This window comes from Franconibacter pulveris (assembly GCF_056780215.1).
On record NZ_CM165555.1, the window covers coordinates 3628692 to 3641437 of the forward strand.

The 12746-nt window shown below is 58.2% G+C and carries 12 protein-coding genes; 6 read left to right on the plus strand and 6 right to left on the minus strand.

Annotation, left to right across the window (positions count from 1 at the left end):
• Positions 1–71: 71 nt before the first annotated feature.
• Together ACU4F7_RS17135 and ACU4F7_RS17140 are read left to right on the plus strand one after the other, a co-directional pair.
• Positions 72–863, plus strand: coding sequence for a cytochrome C assembly family protein (locus ACU4F7_RS17135; protein WP_024560046.1), 792 nt, complete (start codon positions 72–74; stop codon positions 861–863).
• A gap of 27 nt (positions 864–890) precedes the next feature.
• Complete coding sequence (locus ACU4F7_RS17140) at positions 891–2180, plus strand: HlyC/CorC family transporter (RefSeq protein ID WP_029589849.1); 1290 nt, start codon at positions 891–893, stop codon at positions 2178–2180.
• Between the two features lie 53 nt (positions 2181–2233).
• On the opposite strand, the gene grpE is transcribed toward ACU4F7_RS17140, so the two are convergent.
• Positions 2234–2821: a nucleotide exchange factor GrpE gene (gene grpE / locus ACU4F7_RS17145; RefSeq protein WP_029589851.1), complete on the minus strand. Its 588-nt coding sequence runs from the start codon at positions 2819–2821 to the stop codon at positions 2234–2236.
• Positions 2822–2943: 122 nt separating this feature from the next.
• Between grpE and nadK the strand changes: the two genes are divergently transcribed.
• The 3 genes from nadK (at position 2944) to bamE (ending at position 6159) form a co-directional block, all read left to right on the plus strand.
• Positions 2944–3822, plus strand: coding sequence for an NAD(+) kinase (gene nadK / locus ACU4F7_RS17150; RefSeq protein ID WP_029589852.1), 879 nt, complete (start codon positions 2944–2946; stop codon positions 3820–3822).
• 86 nt (positions 3823–3908) lie between these two features.
• Positions 3909–5570 (plus strand): DNA repair protein RecN, encoded by a 1662-nt coding sequence (gene recN, locus ACU4F7_RS17155; RefSeq protein ID WP_029589853.1) that lies wholly within the window; start codon positions 3909–3911, stop codon positions 5568–5570.
• A 244-nt stretch (positions 5571–5814) separates the two neighbouring features.
• Complete coding sequence (bamE, locus tag ACU4F7_RS17160) at positions 5815–6159, plus strand: outer membrane protein assembly factor BamE (protein WP_024554293.1); 345 nt, start codon at positions 5815–5817, stop codon at positions 6157–6159.
• 153 nt (positions 6160–6312) lie between these two features.
• Here bamE and ACU4F7_RS17165 read toward each other — a convergent pair whose 3' ends face one another.
• Positions 6313–6612, minus strand: coding sequence for an RnfH family protein (locus ACU4F7_RS17165; protein ID WP_029589854.1), 300 nt, complete (start codon positions 6610–6612; stop codon positions 6313–6315).
• The gene (locus ACU4F7_RS17170) at positions 6602–7039 is read right to left on the minus strand and encodes a type II toxin-antitoxin system RatA family toxin (protein WP_029589855.1); all 438 of its coding nucleotides are present in this window, start codon (positions 7037–7039) and stop codon (positions 6602–6604) included. Before ACU4F7_RS17170 ends, ACU4F7_RS17165 begins: the two co-directional genes overlap by 11 nt.
• Positions 7040–7189: 150 nt before the next feature.
• Between ACU4F7_RS17170 and smpB the strand changes: the two genes are divergently transcribed.
• On the plus strand, positions 7190–7672 hold the full coding sequence (smpB, locus tag ACU4F7_RS17175; RefSeq protein WP_024559497.1) for an SsrA-binding protein SmpB: 483 nt from the start codon (positions 7190–7192) through the stop codon (positions 7670–7672).
• 298 nt (positions 7673–7970) lie between these two features.
• On the opposite strand, the gene ACU4F7_RS17180 is transcribed toward smpB, so the two are convergent.
• The 3 genes from ACU4F7_RS17180 to ACU4F7_RS17190 are packed head-to-tail and all read right to left on the minus strand — an operon-like array spanning position 7971 to position 12609.
• Positions 7971–9140: an HlyD family type I secretion periplasmic adaptor subunit gene (locus ACU4F7_RS17180; protein ID WP_029589858.1), complete on the minus strand. Its 1170-nt coding sequence runs from the start codon at positions 9138–9140 to the stop codon at positions 7971–7973.
• Positions 9141–9149: 9 nt separating this feature from the next.
• Positions 9150–11285, minus strand: a complete 2136-nt coding sequence (locus tag ACU4F7_RS17185) for a type I secretion system permease/ATPase (RefSeq protein ID WP_481637413.1) — start codon at positions 11283–11285, stop codon at positions 9150–9152.
• Positions 11286–11310: 25 nt separating this feature from the next.
• Positions 11311–12609, minus strand: coding sequence for a TolC family outer membrane protein (locus ACU4F7_RS17190; RefSeq protein WP_235470031.1), 1299 nt, complete (start codon positions 12607–12609; stop codon positions 11311–11313).
• Positions 12610–12746 lie beyond the last annotated feature (137 nt).

Below are 12746 nucleotides of genomic sequence, written 5' to 3' on the forward strand. Positions count from 1 at the left end.
CAACGGTTGGAGCGCGCGTCACGTAACGCTATACTGCTTTTCTTTCTTTGTCTTCGAATGACGAACCTTATATGCCTGTCTTTGCACTGCTGGCGCTTGTAGCCTATTCCGTCAGCCTGGCGCTGATTATTCCCGGTCTGTTGCGGAAAAACAGCGCATGGCGTCGGCTCGCCATCCTTTCCGCCGTCATTGCGCTTATCAGCCATGCGCTGGCGCTTGAGGCGCGGATTTTTTCCACCCACGACGGCGGCCAAAACTTAAGCCTGCTTAACGTCGGTTCGCTGGTCAGCCTGATGATCTGTACGGTGATGACCATCGTCGCCTCGCGAAACCGCGGCTGGCTGCTGCTGCCGATTGTCTACGCCTTCGCGCTGATAAACCTGGCGTTCGCCACCTTTGTTCCTAATGAGTACATCACTCATCTGGAAACCACGCCAGGCATGATGGTGCATATCGGCCTGTCGCTGTTCTCTTACGCCACGCTGATTATCGCCGCGCTCTATGCCTTCCAGTTGGCCTGGATTGATTACCAGTTGAAAAATAAGAGGCTCGCGTTCAGCGCTGATATGCCGCCGCTGATGACCATTGAGCGCAAAATGTTTCACATCACCCAGGTCGGCGTGGTGCTGCTGACGCTGACGCTCTGCACCGGTCTTTTCTATCTGCATAATCTTTTTAGCGTAGAAAATATTGATAAGGCGGTGCTGTCTATCCTCGCCTGGTTTGTCTATATCATCCTGCTGTGGGGGCACTATCATGAAGGGTGGCGCGGTCGCCGGGTTGTGTGGTTCAACGTCGCGGGCGCCGCTCTGTTGACGCTCTCCTATTTTGGCAGCCGCGTGTTGCAGCAATTCGCCGGCTGAGTTTTAAACCGTTAAAGGGAAGGCCTTTTGGAACACATCTCAACCACTACGCTCATTGTCACGCTTATCGTGATGGTAGTGGTCTCCGCTTATTTTTCCGGTTCCGAAACCGGCATGATGACCCTCAACCGTTACCGGCTGCGCCACCTTGCCAAGCAGGGCAATCGCGCGGCGAAACGGGTTGAGAAACTGCTGCGTAAACCGGATCGCTTAATCAGCCTCGTGCTTATTGGCAATAACCTGGTGAACATCCTCGCCTCGTCGCTGGCAACCATCGTCGGCATGCGTCTGTATGGCGACGCCGGCGTCGCCATCGCCACCGGCGTGCTCACTTTCGTCGTGCTGATTTTCGCCGAAGTGCTGCCAAAGACCATCGCGGCGCTCTACCCCGAGAAAGTGGCCTTTCCAAGCAGCTTCCTGCTTGCCCCGCTGCAGGTCCTGATGATGCCGCTGGTCTGGCTGTTTAACGTCATTACGCGCTTATTGATGCGTATGGTCGGCATCAAAACCGATAACGTAGTCAGCGCGGCGTTGAGTAAAGAAGAGCTGCGCACCATCGTTAACGAGTCGCGCTCGCAAATCTCGCGTCGTAATCAGGACATGCTGCTGTCGGTGCTGGATCTGGAAAAAGTGAGCGTGGACGACATCATGGTGCCGCGCAATGAAATCGTCGGCATTGATATCAACGACGACTGGAAGTCGATAGTCCGCCAGCTCACCCACTCGCCTCACGGGCGCATCGTGCTTTATCGCGATTCGCTGGACGACGCCATCGGCATGCTGCGCGTGCGCGAAGCCTGGCGCCTGAGAAACGAGAAAAATGCGTTTTCCAAAGAGATAATCCTGCGCGCCGCCGATGAAATTTACTATGTGCCGTCTGGCACGCCGCTCAGCATCCAGCTGGTAAAATTCCAGCGCAACAAAAAGAAAGTGGGGCTGGTCGTAGACGAGTATGGCGATATTCAGGGGCTGGTGACGGTAGAAGATATTCTTGAAGAGATTGTCGGCGACTTCACGACCTCAATGTCCCCTACCCTTGCCGAAGAGGTCACTCCGCAAAACGACGGTTCAGTGATTATCGAAGGCAGCGCCAATATTCGCGAAATAAACAAAGCATTCAACTGGCATCTGCCGGAAGAAGAGGCGCGCACCATGAACGGCATGCTGCTCGAAGCGCTGGAAGAGATCCCTGCCGTCGATACGCGGGTACGCATCAAAAAGTACGATATCGATATTCTCGACGTGCAGGAAAACATGATTAAGCAGGTGCGCGTCACGCCGGTGAAGCCGCTGCGGGAAAGCGTGGAAGAGAAGTAAGGCGCAGAAATGCAAAAGGCCAGTCCGCAGACTGGCCTTTTTTTGCATGAAGGTTATGCCTTCGCTACCGTCACCATTGCAGCGCGAATGGTACGGCCGTTCAGGGTATAGCCTTTTTGCATAACGGCAGCGACATGGTTTGGCGCAACGCCTTCCGCTTCCACCATGGCGATAGCCTGGTGAACGTTCGGATCCAGCGGCACGTTAGTTTCGGCAATCACTTCCACGCCGAACTTGCGCACCACGTCGAGCATGGATTTCATGGTCAGCTCAATACCTTCGACCATGGCGGCCATATCGGTATTGTTTTTATCCGCCACTTCCAGCGCGCGGTCGAGGCTGTCGATAACCGGCAGCAGCTCGTTCACGAACTTCTCCAGCGCGAATTTATGCGCTTTCTCGATGTCCTGCTCGGTACGGCGACGCAGGTTTTCCATCTCAGCTTTTGCGCGCAGTACGTTCTCGCGCTCGCGATTCTGAACTTCTGCTAACTGGGCCTCCAGATTAGCAATCTGTTCATCGCGCGGATCCACCTGCTCAGCCGCTTCAGCGGATTCCACCGTCTCCACCTCGTCATGCTGTTCCGTGATGATTTCTTCCGGGGCTTGCCCGTCAGGCGTTTTCTGTTCTTTACTACTCATGAAATTCTCCGCGTTTTTTTGCATTCATATCGCTAACTTCGCTTATTATGGGGATCAGTTTGCCGGTTTCAAGGGAACACGACAGATTGTCATGCCCTCCGTCACTAAGGACCTTCACGATAATGAATACCCCTTTTAAATGCATAGGTATTGTCGGACATCCGCGTCATCCCACTGCGCTCACCACACACGAGATGCTCTGGCGCTGGCTTTGTGAAAAAGGGTATGACGTTATCGTTGAACAGCAAATCGCCCAGGAACTCAACCTGCATAATGTGAAAACCGGCACGCTGGCGGAAATCGGGCTGCTGGCGGACCTTGCGGTTGTGGTGGGCGGCGACGGCAATATGTTAGGCGCAGCCCGCGTGCTGGCGCGCTACGACATCAAAGTCATCGGCATTAACCGCGGCAACCTGGGTTTTCTGACCGACTTAGACCCGGACAACGCTCAGCAGCAGCTGGCGGACGTGCTTGAAGGGCGCTATATCAGCGAAAAACGGTTTTTGCTGGAAGCGCAGGTGTGCCAGCAACACTGTCCGAAACGCATTAGCACCGCCATTAACGAAGTGGTCTTACACCCGGGTAAAGTGGCGCACATGATCGAGTTTGAAGTTTACATCGATGAAAAATTCGCCTTCTCCCAGCGTTCCGACGGCCTGATAATCTCTACGCCAACCGGTTCAACCGCCTATTCGCTCTCAGCGGGCGGCCCTATCCTCACGCCCTCGCTGGACGCCATTACGCTGGTGCCGATGTTTCCGCATACGCTCTCTGCGCGCCCGCTGGTCATCAACAGCAGCAGCACTATCCGTCTGCGCTTTTCCCATATGCGCAGCGACCTTGAAATTAGCTGCGACAGCCAGATAGCGTTGCCCATACAGGAAGGCGAAGATGTTTTTATCCGGCGTTGCGACTACCACCTGAATTTAATCCACCCAAAAGATTATAGCTATTTCAATACGTTAAGCTCCAAGCTCGGCTGGTCAAAAAAATTATTCTGAAACGAGCCCGAGCCACTTTACTGTATATAAAACCAGTTTATACTGTACGCAAATACAGCTCTGTTATTTTATACAGGAAGGTGGCTATGCTGGCTCAACTTACCATCAGTAATTTCGCAATCGTTCGCGAGCTGGAAATCGATTTTCAGTCTGGCATGACGGCGATCACCGGCGAAACCGGCGCGGGGAAATCCATCGCGATTGACGCGCTGGGGCTGTGCCTTGGCGGTCGTGCGGAAGCAGACATGGTGCGTCAGGGCGCCAGCCGCGCCGATTTGTGCGCGCGCTTCTCGCTGAAGGATACGCCTGCCGCGCTGCGCTGGCTGGAAGAGAACCAACTGGAAGATGGTAGTGAGTGTTTGCTTCGCCGTGCAATCAGCAGCGACGGCCGCTCCCGCGGCTTTATTAACGGCACCGCCGTGCCGCTGTCGCAGCTGCGCGAACTCGGTCAACTGCTTATTCAGATTCATGGCCAGCATGCCCACCAGCTTCTGCTTAAACCTGAGCACCAGAAAACCCTGCTGGACGGCTACGCCGGCGAGACGGCGCTAACGCAGCAGATGTCCGCCGCCTATCGTCAGTGGCACCAGAGCTGCCGCGATTTGGCGCTGCATCAGCAGCTGAGCCAGGAGCGCGCCGCCCGTGCGGAACTGCTGCATTATCAGTTGAAAGAGCTGAACGACTTTAACCCGCAGGCGGGGGAGTTCGAGCAGATCGACGAAGAGTATAAACGCCTCGCCAACAGCGGCCAGCTGCTTTCCACCAGCCAGCAGGCGTTGCATTTGCTTGCCGATGGCGAAGACGCCAATCTGCAAAGCCAGCTTTACAGCGTGCGCAATCTGGTTACCGATCTTATCGGTATGGACGAGAAGCTCTCCGGCGTGCTCGACATGCTGGAAGAAGCGGCTATCCAGATAACGGAAGCGAGCGACGAGCTGCGCCATTACTGCGACCGTCTGGATCTCGACCCTAACCGTCTGTACGAGCTGGAGCAGCGCATTTCACGTCAGATTAACCTGGCGCGCAAACACCACATTGCGCCGGAAGAGCTGCCGGCTTTCCACCAGAAGCTGCTGGATGAGCAGCAACAGCTGGATGACCAGGCGGATTGTCTGGAGACGTTAACGCTTGCCGTAAACAACCATCATCAGCAGGCGATGAAGGTGGCGCGTCAGCTTCATGAAAGCCGCGTCGCCTATGCGCGCGAACTGAGCGGGCTGATCACTGAAAGTATGCATTCACTTTCTATGCCGCACGGCAAGCTGACTATCGAGGTGGCTTTTGAAGAAAACCACCTGACGGCGGAAGGGGCGGATCGCATCGATTTCCGCGTCTCCACCAACCCCGGCCAGCCGCTGCAGCCGCTGGCGAAAGTCGCCTCGGGCGGCGAGCTTTCCCGTATCGCGCTGGCCATCCAGGTGATCACAGCGCGTAAGATGGAAACCCCGGCGCTGATTTTCGATGAAGTGGATGTTGGCATCAGCGGGCCGACCGCTGCGGTCGTCGGCAAGCTGCTGCGCCAGCTCGGCGAATCGACGCAGGTAATGTGCGTGACCCACCTGCCGCAGGTTGCGGGCTGTGGCCACCATCACTTCTTTGTCAGCAAAGAGACCGATGGCGCCATGACCGAAACCCATATGCAGCCGCTCGACAAACGCGCGCGTCTGCAGGAGCTGGCTCGACTGCTGGGCGGCAGCGAAGTGACCCGCAACACGCTGGCGAACGCCAAAGAGCTGTTAGCGGCTTAAGGGTGTGCCAGCCCCCACAAGCGCAGCGTTAGTAAAAACCCGGCGGCAACCTGCCGGGTTTCGCTTAAAAAAAGAGCAAACCGTACCCTCAAGCCACGGTTATGGCGAATTTACCTCAACTTTTTTTCACCCGCAGGGTCATAGTGAAGCGCCTTAAGGTTTTAAACTGACGGAAGGTTTATTATCATCGGCAAATTATGTATGAGCCGCGTGCTGCTCGGGCCCGAAAAGGAATCTACTCACTATGCGCTGTAAAACGCTGACTGCTGCCGCAGCGGTCCTTTTGATGTTGACCGCAGGCTGTTCCACTCTGGAGCGAGTGGTTTACCGCCCCGATATCAACCAGGGGAACTATCTGACCCCAACCGACGTTTCTAAAGTCCGTATCGGTATGACGCAACAGCAGGTTGCTTATGCTCTGGGCACGCCGATGATGAGCGACCCGTTCGGCAGCAACACCTGGTACTACATTTTCCGCCAGCAGCCAGGGCATGAAACCGTCACGCAGCAGACCCTGACGCTGACCTTCAACAGCAACGGCGTACTGACCAATATCGACAATAAGCCAAAGCTGGACGGGCAGCGCTAAGCGCCTTCTCGCCGGAAAACAAAAAAGGTGCCTGAGGGCACCTTTTCTTTTTCTTACCCTTAGCCTGAAGCGTATTTCCGGCCTGGCTTGCCAGCTTGGGTTTCTCGCGACTGGCCAGCCCGCCGGGAGAAGCGCTAATCAGCGGCGTAACGCTTAATCAGGCTTATTTTGCGCCGACTTTTCTGCGCGCTTGCGGCGCAGCTCTTTCGGGTCCGCAATCAGTGGCCGGTAAATCTCCACCCGATCGCCATCGTTCAGCGTGTCGGTTAGTTTCGCCGGGCGGCTGTAGATCCCTACTTTGTTCTTTTTGAGATCGATATCCTCTCGCAGCTCCAGCAGGCCGGAGGCCTGAATAGCCTGCTCAATGGTCGCTCCCTCTTCCAGCGTCAGCTTACGCAGATACTGTTTTTCCGGCAGCGCATAAACGACCTCAACGCGGATCTCAGCCGACACGGTAAACCTCTTTGGCGCGGTTAGTGAACGCTTGCACCATGTTAGAAGCGAGCTCTTTGAAGACGCGGCCGAAGGCAAGCTCGATGAGCTTATTGGTAAACTCGAAGTCGAGATGAAACTCTATCTGGCAGGCGCTTTCGGTCAGCTCGGTGAACTTCCAGCCACCCATCAGCTTCTTGAATGGGCCGTCCACCAGCTGCATCAGAATGCTCTGGTTATTGGTCAGCGTATTGCGGGTGGTGAACGTTTTGCTGATGCCCGCTTTAGAGACATCCACCGCCGCCGTCATCTGGCCAGGCGTGGCTTCCAGCACGCGGCTTCCCACGCATCCGGGCAGAAACTCCGGGTAGGATTTCACGTCGTTCACTAACTGATACATCTGCGCAGCGCTGTAAGGCACCAGAGCAGTACGACTAATTTGTGGCATAGCGATTCCCGTAAGTCATACAACCTACAAATAATAACATTTATCACCGGTTAAACAAAAACTCGCCGTCAGGCATGCTAAGATAGCCGTTTGCCGCCCCCACCGGATGGGGTGCCTTTTTTTACCGAATTACCTATACTGAGCAGCACTATGACGAAGAAAAAAGCACACAAACCCGGCTCAGCCACGATTGCGCTTAATAAGCGCGCCCGCCATGAATATTTCATCGAAGACGAATACGAAGCGGGTCTCGCCCTTCAGGGGTGGGAAGTTAAATCCCTGCGCGCTGGCAAAGCGAACATCGGCGACAGTTATGTCATTATGAGAGATGGCGAAGCCTACCTGTTCGGGGCCAACTTTACGCCGCTCAGCGTCGCCTCCTCCCACGTGGTTTGCGACCCAACGCGCACCCGTAAACTGCTGCTGAACCAGCGCGAGCTGGATACCCTTTACGGCCAAATCAACCGCGAAGGCTACACCATCGTCGCGCTCTCCCTCTACTGGAAGAACGCCTGGTGCAAAGTGAAGATTGGCGTGGCGAAAGGGAAGAAACAGCACGACAAACGCTCGGACCTGAAAGAGCGCGAGTGGCAGTTGGATAAAGCACGCATCATGAAAAACGCCGGGCGGTAAAGCCTGCGCTTCTGGCAGTAAAAAACCGGCGAAAGCCGGTTTTTTTATGGGCATGTTATGCGCGGGTGTCGCGTATGCATCCTGTTTGCAGGATAGCCGCAGGCAAGCCCCGCCTGACCCTAAATTGAGCAAGTGAGATACACCACCAGCCCCTCCCCGGTCCCCTACACAAGGGAGTGAAAGAGAAAACCCGAGCGCTGGCAGAGCAAACCGGCCCTCTCGCCATAAGGCCCGCCACACCTGCGCCCCAACCGTAGGCGGTCCCTCTCCCCTTTAGGGAGAAGGGTGAAGCAAAACGTTAGCGCTCCCGCAATGCCTCTTTCACTTTGTTCAGCGGTTTTATCAGGTAATCCAGCACGGTTTTCTGCCCGGTTTTGATATCCACATCCGCCACCATGCCGGGGAGGATGGGGAATGCCTTACCGTTGCGGTTGTGCAGCTCCGCGCTTTTGGTGCGAACGTAAACCCGGTAGTAAAACTGGTCGCGCTTAACCTCATCCTGAATGGTGTCCGGCGATACCATCTCCACGGTGCCGTCCAGCGTGCCGTAAATAGAGGAGTCATAGGCCGACACCTTTACCGTGGCGGGCAGGCCCGGGCGAATGTAGGCAATATCCCGCGGGTTAATGCGCGTTTCGATAAGCAGCTTATCCTCCAGCGGCACGATCTCCATCAGCTTGCCGCCGGGTTGCAATACGCCGCCCACGGTCGTGACCTGAATATCTTTCACCACCCCGCGCACCGGGGAGAAAATCGTCGCCCGGGTCACCTGGTCCTCTTTACCCGCCAGCACCTGGAGCTGCGCGTCGAGGTCGGCGTTGGTTTTCACCTGCTCCTCCCGCGCCCGCACCGCAAACTCGTTGCGGGCGTCATCCATCTTCCCTTTCAGCTCCGCCGCCTGGCGCTGCAGGCGGATCACCTCCACCTGGCTTGCCGCCCCTTTCGCCACCAGCGGCTGGGTCATACGCAGCTCATCCATCACCAGGCCATAGGTTTTGTTCAGGTTAGCCAGCGTCTCGTTGAGGTTGCGTCGGCGCGACTCGTAAAGCTGACGCTCACGCGCCACCAGTTCCGGCTCCTTCATCGACTCGGCGCTGAACTTCAGCGGCTCGCCGGTCAGCTCCGAGCGCAGCCGCTCGCTGGAAGCCCGCAGCGCCCGCACCCGCGCCGCCGCCTCGCCAAAGTTCGACTGAAAGCGCGTCGGGTCAAGGCGCGCCAGCATCTGGCCGCGCTCGACAATGTCGCCCTCATGCACCAGCAGCGCGTTGACAATGCCGCCGTCCAGGCTCTCGATAACCTGCGCGCGGCTCGACGGCGTCACCTTGCCGGAGCCCACCGTCACCTCGTCCAGCGTGGCGAACCACGCCCAGACGACGAAAAGCGCCAGCCCCAGCAGCGTCAGCCAGATAACAGAAGAGTAAAAGCGGCTCTGGCGCGCCAGCTCTTCCTGAATGGTTAGTTGGCTCATTGTTCCTCCTTACGCCACCGAGGCCACGTTGCTGTTGCGTTTTGCCTGGTTGAGAATGGCGTCGCGCGGGCCGTCAGCCACCACTTTGCCGTTCTTCACTACCACGATGCGGTCCACCAGCGAAAGCAGCGCCGGACGGTGCGTCACCAGCACCAGCGTGCGGCCCGTGAGCCACTGATGAAGCTGGCGGATAACATACGCCTCCAGCTGTTCGTCCATCGAGGCCGTGGGTTCATCCAGCAGGACAATTTGCGGATTACGCACAATCAGGCGGCTTAACAGCACCATCTGCCGCTGGCCGCCGGAAAGGCCGCGCCCGCCTTCGTTGATAAGCCTGTCGAGGCTGGCCGCGTCTTTCTGCACCATCGAGAGCGCCCCGCTGATGCGCAGCGCCTGCAGCAGCTCGCTCTCCGTGGCGTTCGGGTGGCCGAGCATCAGGTTCTGGCGCAGGGTGCCGAAGAAGAGCCGCGACTCTTGCGATAAAAAACCCACCTGGCGGCGCACGTCGGTGGGGTCGATATGCGCCAGATCGACGCCATCAATAATCACTTTGCCTTTGCTCGCCTGCGCCTGCCCGGAGAGCAGTTTCAGTAGGGTTGATTTGCCGGCGCCGACTTTGCCGAGGATAGCCACCCGCTCGCCGGGTTTGATCTCAAGGTTTGGGATCCAGAGCGCCTGATCCCCCTTCTCCGCATCGTAGCTGTACTGCACATCCTGAAACTGATAATGCCCGGCCAGCACCGGGCAGTGCGCCATTTTGCTATGCGCATCGCGATCGAGCGGCTTTTTCAGCAGCTCGTTAAGCCCTTCCATCGCCGTTTTGGCGTGCTGCCAGCGGGAGAAAACCATGGTGAGTTGCATCAGCGGCGCAAGGGTGCGGGAAGAGAGCAGGCTGCAGGCCACCAGCGTACCGGTGGTAATCTGCCCGTCGAGCACCAGATAGCTGCCGAACACCAGCATCCCGGCGTAGGTTATCTGCTGCACAGTGGAAGCCCAGCCGCTCAGGCGAGCGCCCCAGACGCGCTGTTTCATGCCGATGTTCGCGCCCACGCCGTGGGTGTGCTCCCACTGGCGCTGAAAATAGGGCTCCGCCTGCAGCGCCTTGATGTCCTCCACCCCTTCGATAGATTCCACCAGCACCGCGTTGCGAATCGCGCTTTCGCGCATCCCCTCTTTGGCGAGCTTCGCCATCGGCCACTGCACCAGAATGCCGGGAATGACGATAAGCGGAATGGCGATAAGCGGAATCGCCACCAGCGGCCCGCCCACCAGCGCCATAATGCCGAGGAACAGCAGCACGAAAGGGATATCCATCGCCGCGCCCACGGTGGTGGAGGTGAGCAGCTCGCGCACCTGGTCTATCTCGCGAAGCTGCGAAATAAACGATCCGGTGGATTTTGGCCGCGCGTCGTTTTTAATCGCCAGCGCCCGGGCGAAGAAGAGCGAGGAGACGTTAAGGTCGATATGCTTGCCCATGATGTCGGAAACATGGGTGCGGGCGAGACGGATAAAAAACTCCAGCAGCGCCGCCAGCAGCACGCCGAAAAAGAGCACCCACAGCGTGGGGAAAGACTGCGCCGGGATAACGCGGTCATAAACCTGCATTGAGAAGAGAATGCCCGCCAGCGCCAGCACGTTGCCGATAACCGAAGCCAGCGAGATTTCCGCAAGCTTGCGTCCGGCATGGCGAAAGTGGCGCCAGAACCAGTGCGGCTCCCAGGGGCGGGCGAAGTCATCAATGCGGGAATCGCGCCCGCGGGCGGCGATGCCAAGCAGCACGATTTCCGGCTTAATGCGCGTAAGCAGCGCCTCCAGCGGCTCCTCGCGCACCAGGTCGCCCCCTTCGCTCAGCCAGTAGCTGGCGAGGCCGTCGGCGTCGATATCTTCAATCAGCATCAGCCCGCCCGCTTCCAGCTGGACTATCACGGGCAGGGTCTGGCTGTTCCAGCGCATGTTATTAAGGTCGGTGAGTTTCACCTGCAGGCCCATCAGGCCTGCCAGCCGGTCAAGGCGCGAGGCCAGCGGCAGATTTTCAAACCAGCGCATCTGCTGGCGCGCCGCCGGGGCATCGGCGGGAAGGCCGAAACGGCCCGCCGCGCGCGCCATGGCGCGGGTCCAGCTTTCTGTATCCGGGGTCTGGGACATCAAAAACTCCTTGTGTAGCCAGCTCTCAGAGCGTCGGCAGGGTATCGCCGGTCATCCGGGTGCGTTCAATGCCGAGCATGTCGAGCAGGTTGTCCACGGCGCCGGCGTAGCGCACCGCCGCATCCCAGGCGTCATAGCGGGCGGTTATGGACGAGGTGTCGGCCTGAAACACATCCTGTTCAATGCTCAGCAGGTCGTTAAGGCTGCGCTTGCTCAGCCGGTATTCGTCGCGATAAACGCTCCGCGCCCGTTCGGCGCTGTTAAGCTGCTGCTCGCCCGCCTGCTGGCGCTGCTGCGCGCCGGTAAGATCCGCCCAGGCGGTGGCGGCGCGCTGGTTAATGTCGAGCTTGCTCGCCTCCACGTCGGCGCGGGCGCTGGCGCGGTCGCCTTCGGCGGCGTCGACGCGGGCGCTGACCGCCCCGCCCTGATAAATGGGCGCATCCAACACCAGTTGCACTTCGTCGTCCCAGTAGTCGCCGTTGTCGTTCTGGTAACGGGTGCGTCCCGCCTGCACGGAGACCGTCGGCCAGTGCTGGGCCTGCGCCTGACGAATGCGCTGCTCGGCGGCGAGCTGTTTCGCCTGGGCGGCGCGCACCGCGTTGTTCTGCTCGTAAGGAAGGGATTTCAGCGAAATATTCTGGCGCATCAAATCTTCCGGCAGGTCCGGCAGATTGTCGGAGACCACGCCGGTCAGCACGCTCAGCGCCGCCTGGGCGGAGCGGGTCTGCGCGCGGTATTGCTCAAGGCTTGCGTTCATGCCGGCGATGCGGGTTTGCGCCTGCAGCACGTCCGACTGGGTGCTTAAGCCCGCCTCCGAACGCAGGTTCGCCATCTCCTGCACGCTCTGAAGCGAATCAAGGTTGCGCTGCGCCGCCTGCGCCAGCGCCTGATAGCGTTTTACCTGTAAATAGGCCTGCAGGGTTTGCATGCCGACCTGGTTGAGGGTGTCGTAAAGGCCGTAGCGGTAAGCGTCGGTGAGGTTTTCCTGTTCATCGATGCTGCCGCCGGTTTTGCCAAAATCGTAGAGAAGCTGTTTGAGGTTAACGCCGCCCGCCGCGTTGCTGTTCAGCGAGCCTGCCGAGTCGGTGCGATGGCTGCGCCCGACGTTTCCCTGCAACGAGATTTGTGGAAACCAGGCGCTTTCGGCTTCTTCAAGGTTGGCCTTGCCAACGCGGATTTGCGCCGCCGCCTGGGCGATTTTCGGGTTGCGGGCGAAGGCGCGCAGTATCGCCTCCTTTATAGAAAGCTGCGCCTGGAGCTGTTCGCTCGGCGCCGTCTGCCACTGAAACGTCTCCTCTCCATAAACGTTCAGGTTTACTCCCATCAGGGCTGCCGCAAGGCACACGGAAAGCCCCAGCCGCCTGTGGCGCGCTTCGGTTTGCTTCATGGTTCCACCTTAGTTATGCCCGCCTGGGCGTCGTGGTGATATTGTTAAAATAAAGATGAAGGCCTCCTCCCTGA

What these genes read in the sequence shown, in the direction of transcription:
- ACU4F7_RS17190 (WP_235470031.1), bottom strand. Translation starts at nt 12,609, where the DNA reads ATGGGAGTAAACCTGAACGTTTATGGAGAGGAGACGTTTCAGTGGCAG.
- smpB (WP_024559497.1), top strand. Translation starts at nt 7,190, where the DNA reads ATGACGAAGAAAAAAGCACACAAACCCGGCTCAGCCACGATTGCGCTT.
- bamE (WP_024554293.1), top strand. Translation starts at nt 5,815, where the DNA reads ATGCGCTGTAAAACGCTGACTGCTGCCGCAGCGGTCCTTTTGATGTTG.
- grpE (WP_029589851.1), bottom strand. Translation starts at nt 2,821, where the DNA reads ATGAGTAGTAAAGAACAGAAAACGCCTGACGGGCAAGCCCCGGAAGAA.
- nadK (WP_029589852.1), top strand. Translation starts at nt 2,944, where the DNA reads ATGAATACCCCTTTTAAATGCATAGGTATTGTCGGACATCCGCGTCAT.
- ACU4F7_RS17135 (WP_024560046.1), top strand. Translation starts at nt 72, where the DNA reads ATGCCTGTCTTTGCACTGCTGGCGCTTGTAGCCTATTCCGTCAGCCTG.
- ACU4F7_RS17170 (WP_029589855.1), bottom strand. Translation starts at nt 7,039, where the DNA reads ATGCCACAAATTAGTCGTACTGCTCTGGTGCCTTACAGCGCTGCGCAG.
- recN (WP_029589853.1), top strand. Translation starts at nt 3,909, where the DNA reads ATGCTGGCTCAACTTACCATCAGTAATTTCGCAATCGTTCGCGAGCTG.
- ACU4F7_RS17185 (WP_481637413.1), bottom strand. Translation starts at nt 11,285, where the DNA reads ATGTCCCAGACCCCGGATACAGAAAGCTGGACCCGCGCCATGGCGCGC.
- ACU4F7_RS17180 (WP_029589858.1), bottom strand. Translation starts at nt 9,140, where the DNA reads ATGAGCCAACTAACCATTCAGGAAGAGCTGGCGCGCCAGAGCCGCTTT.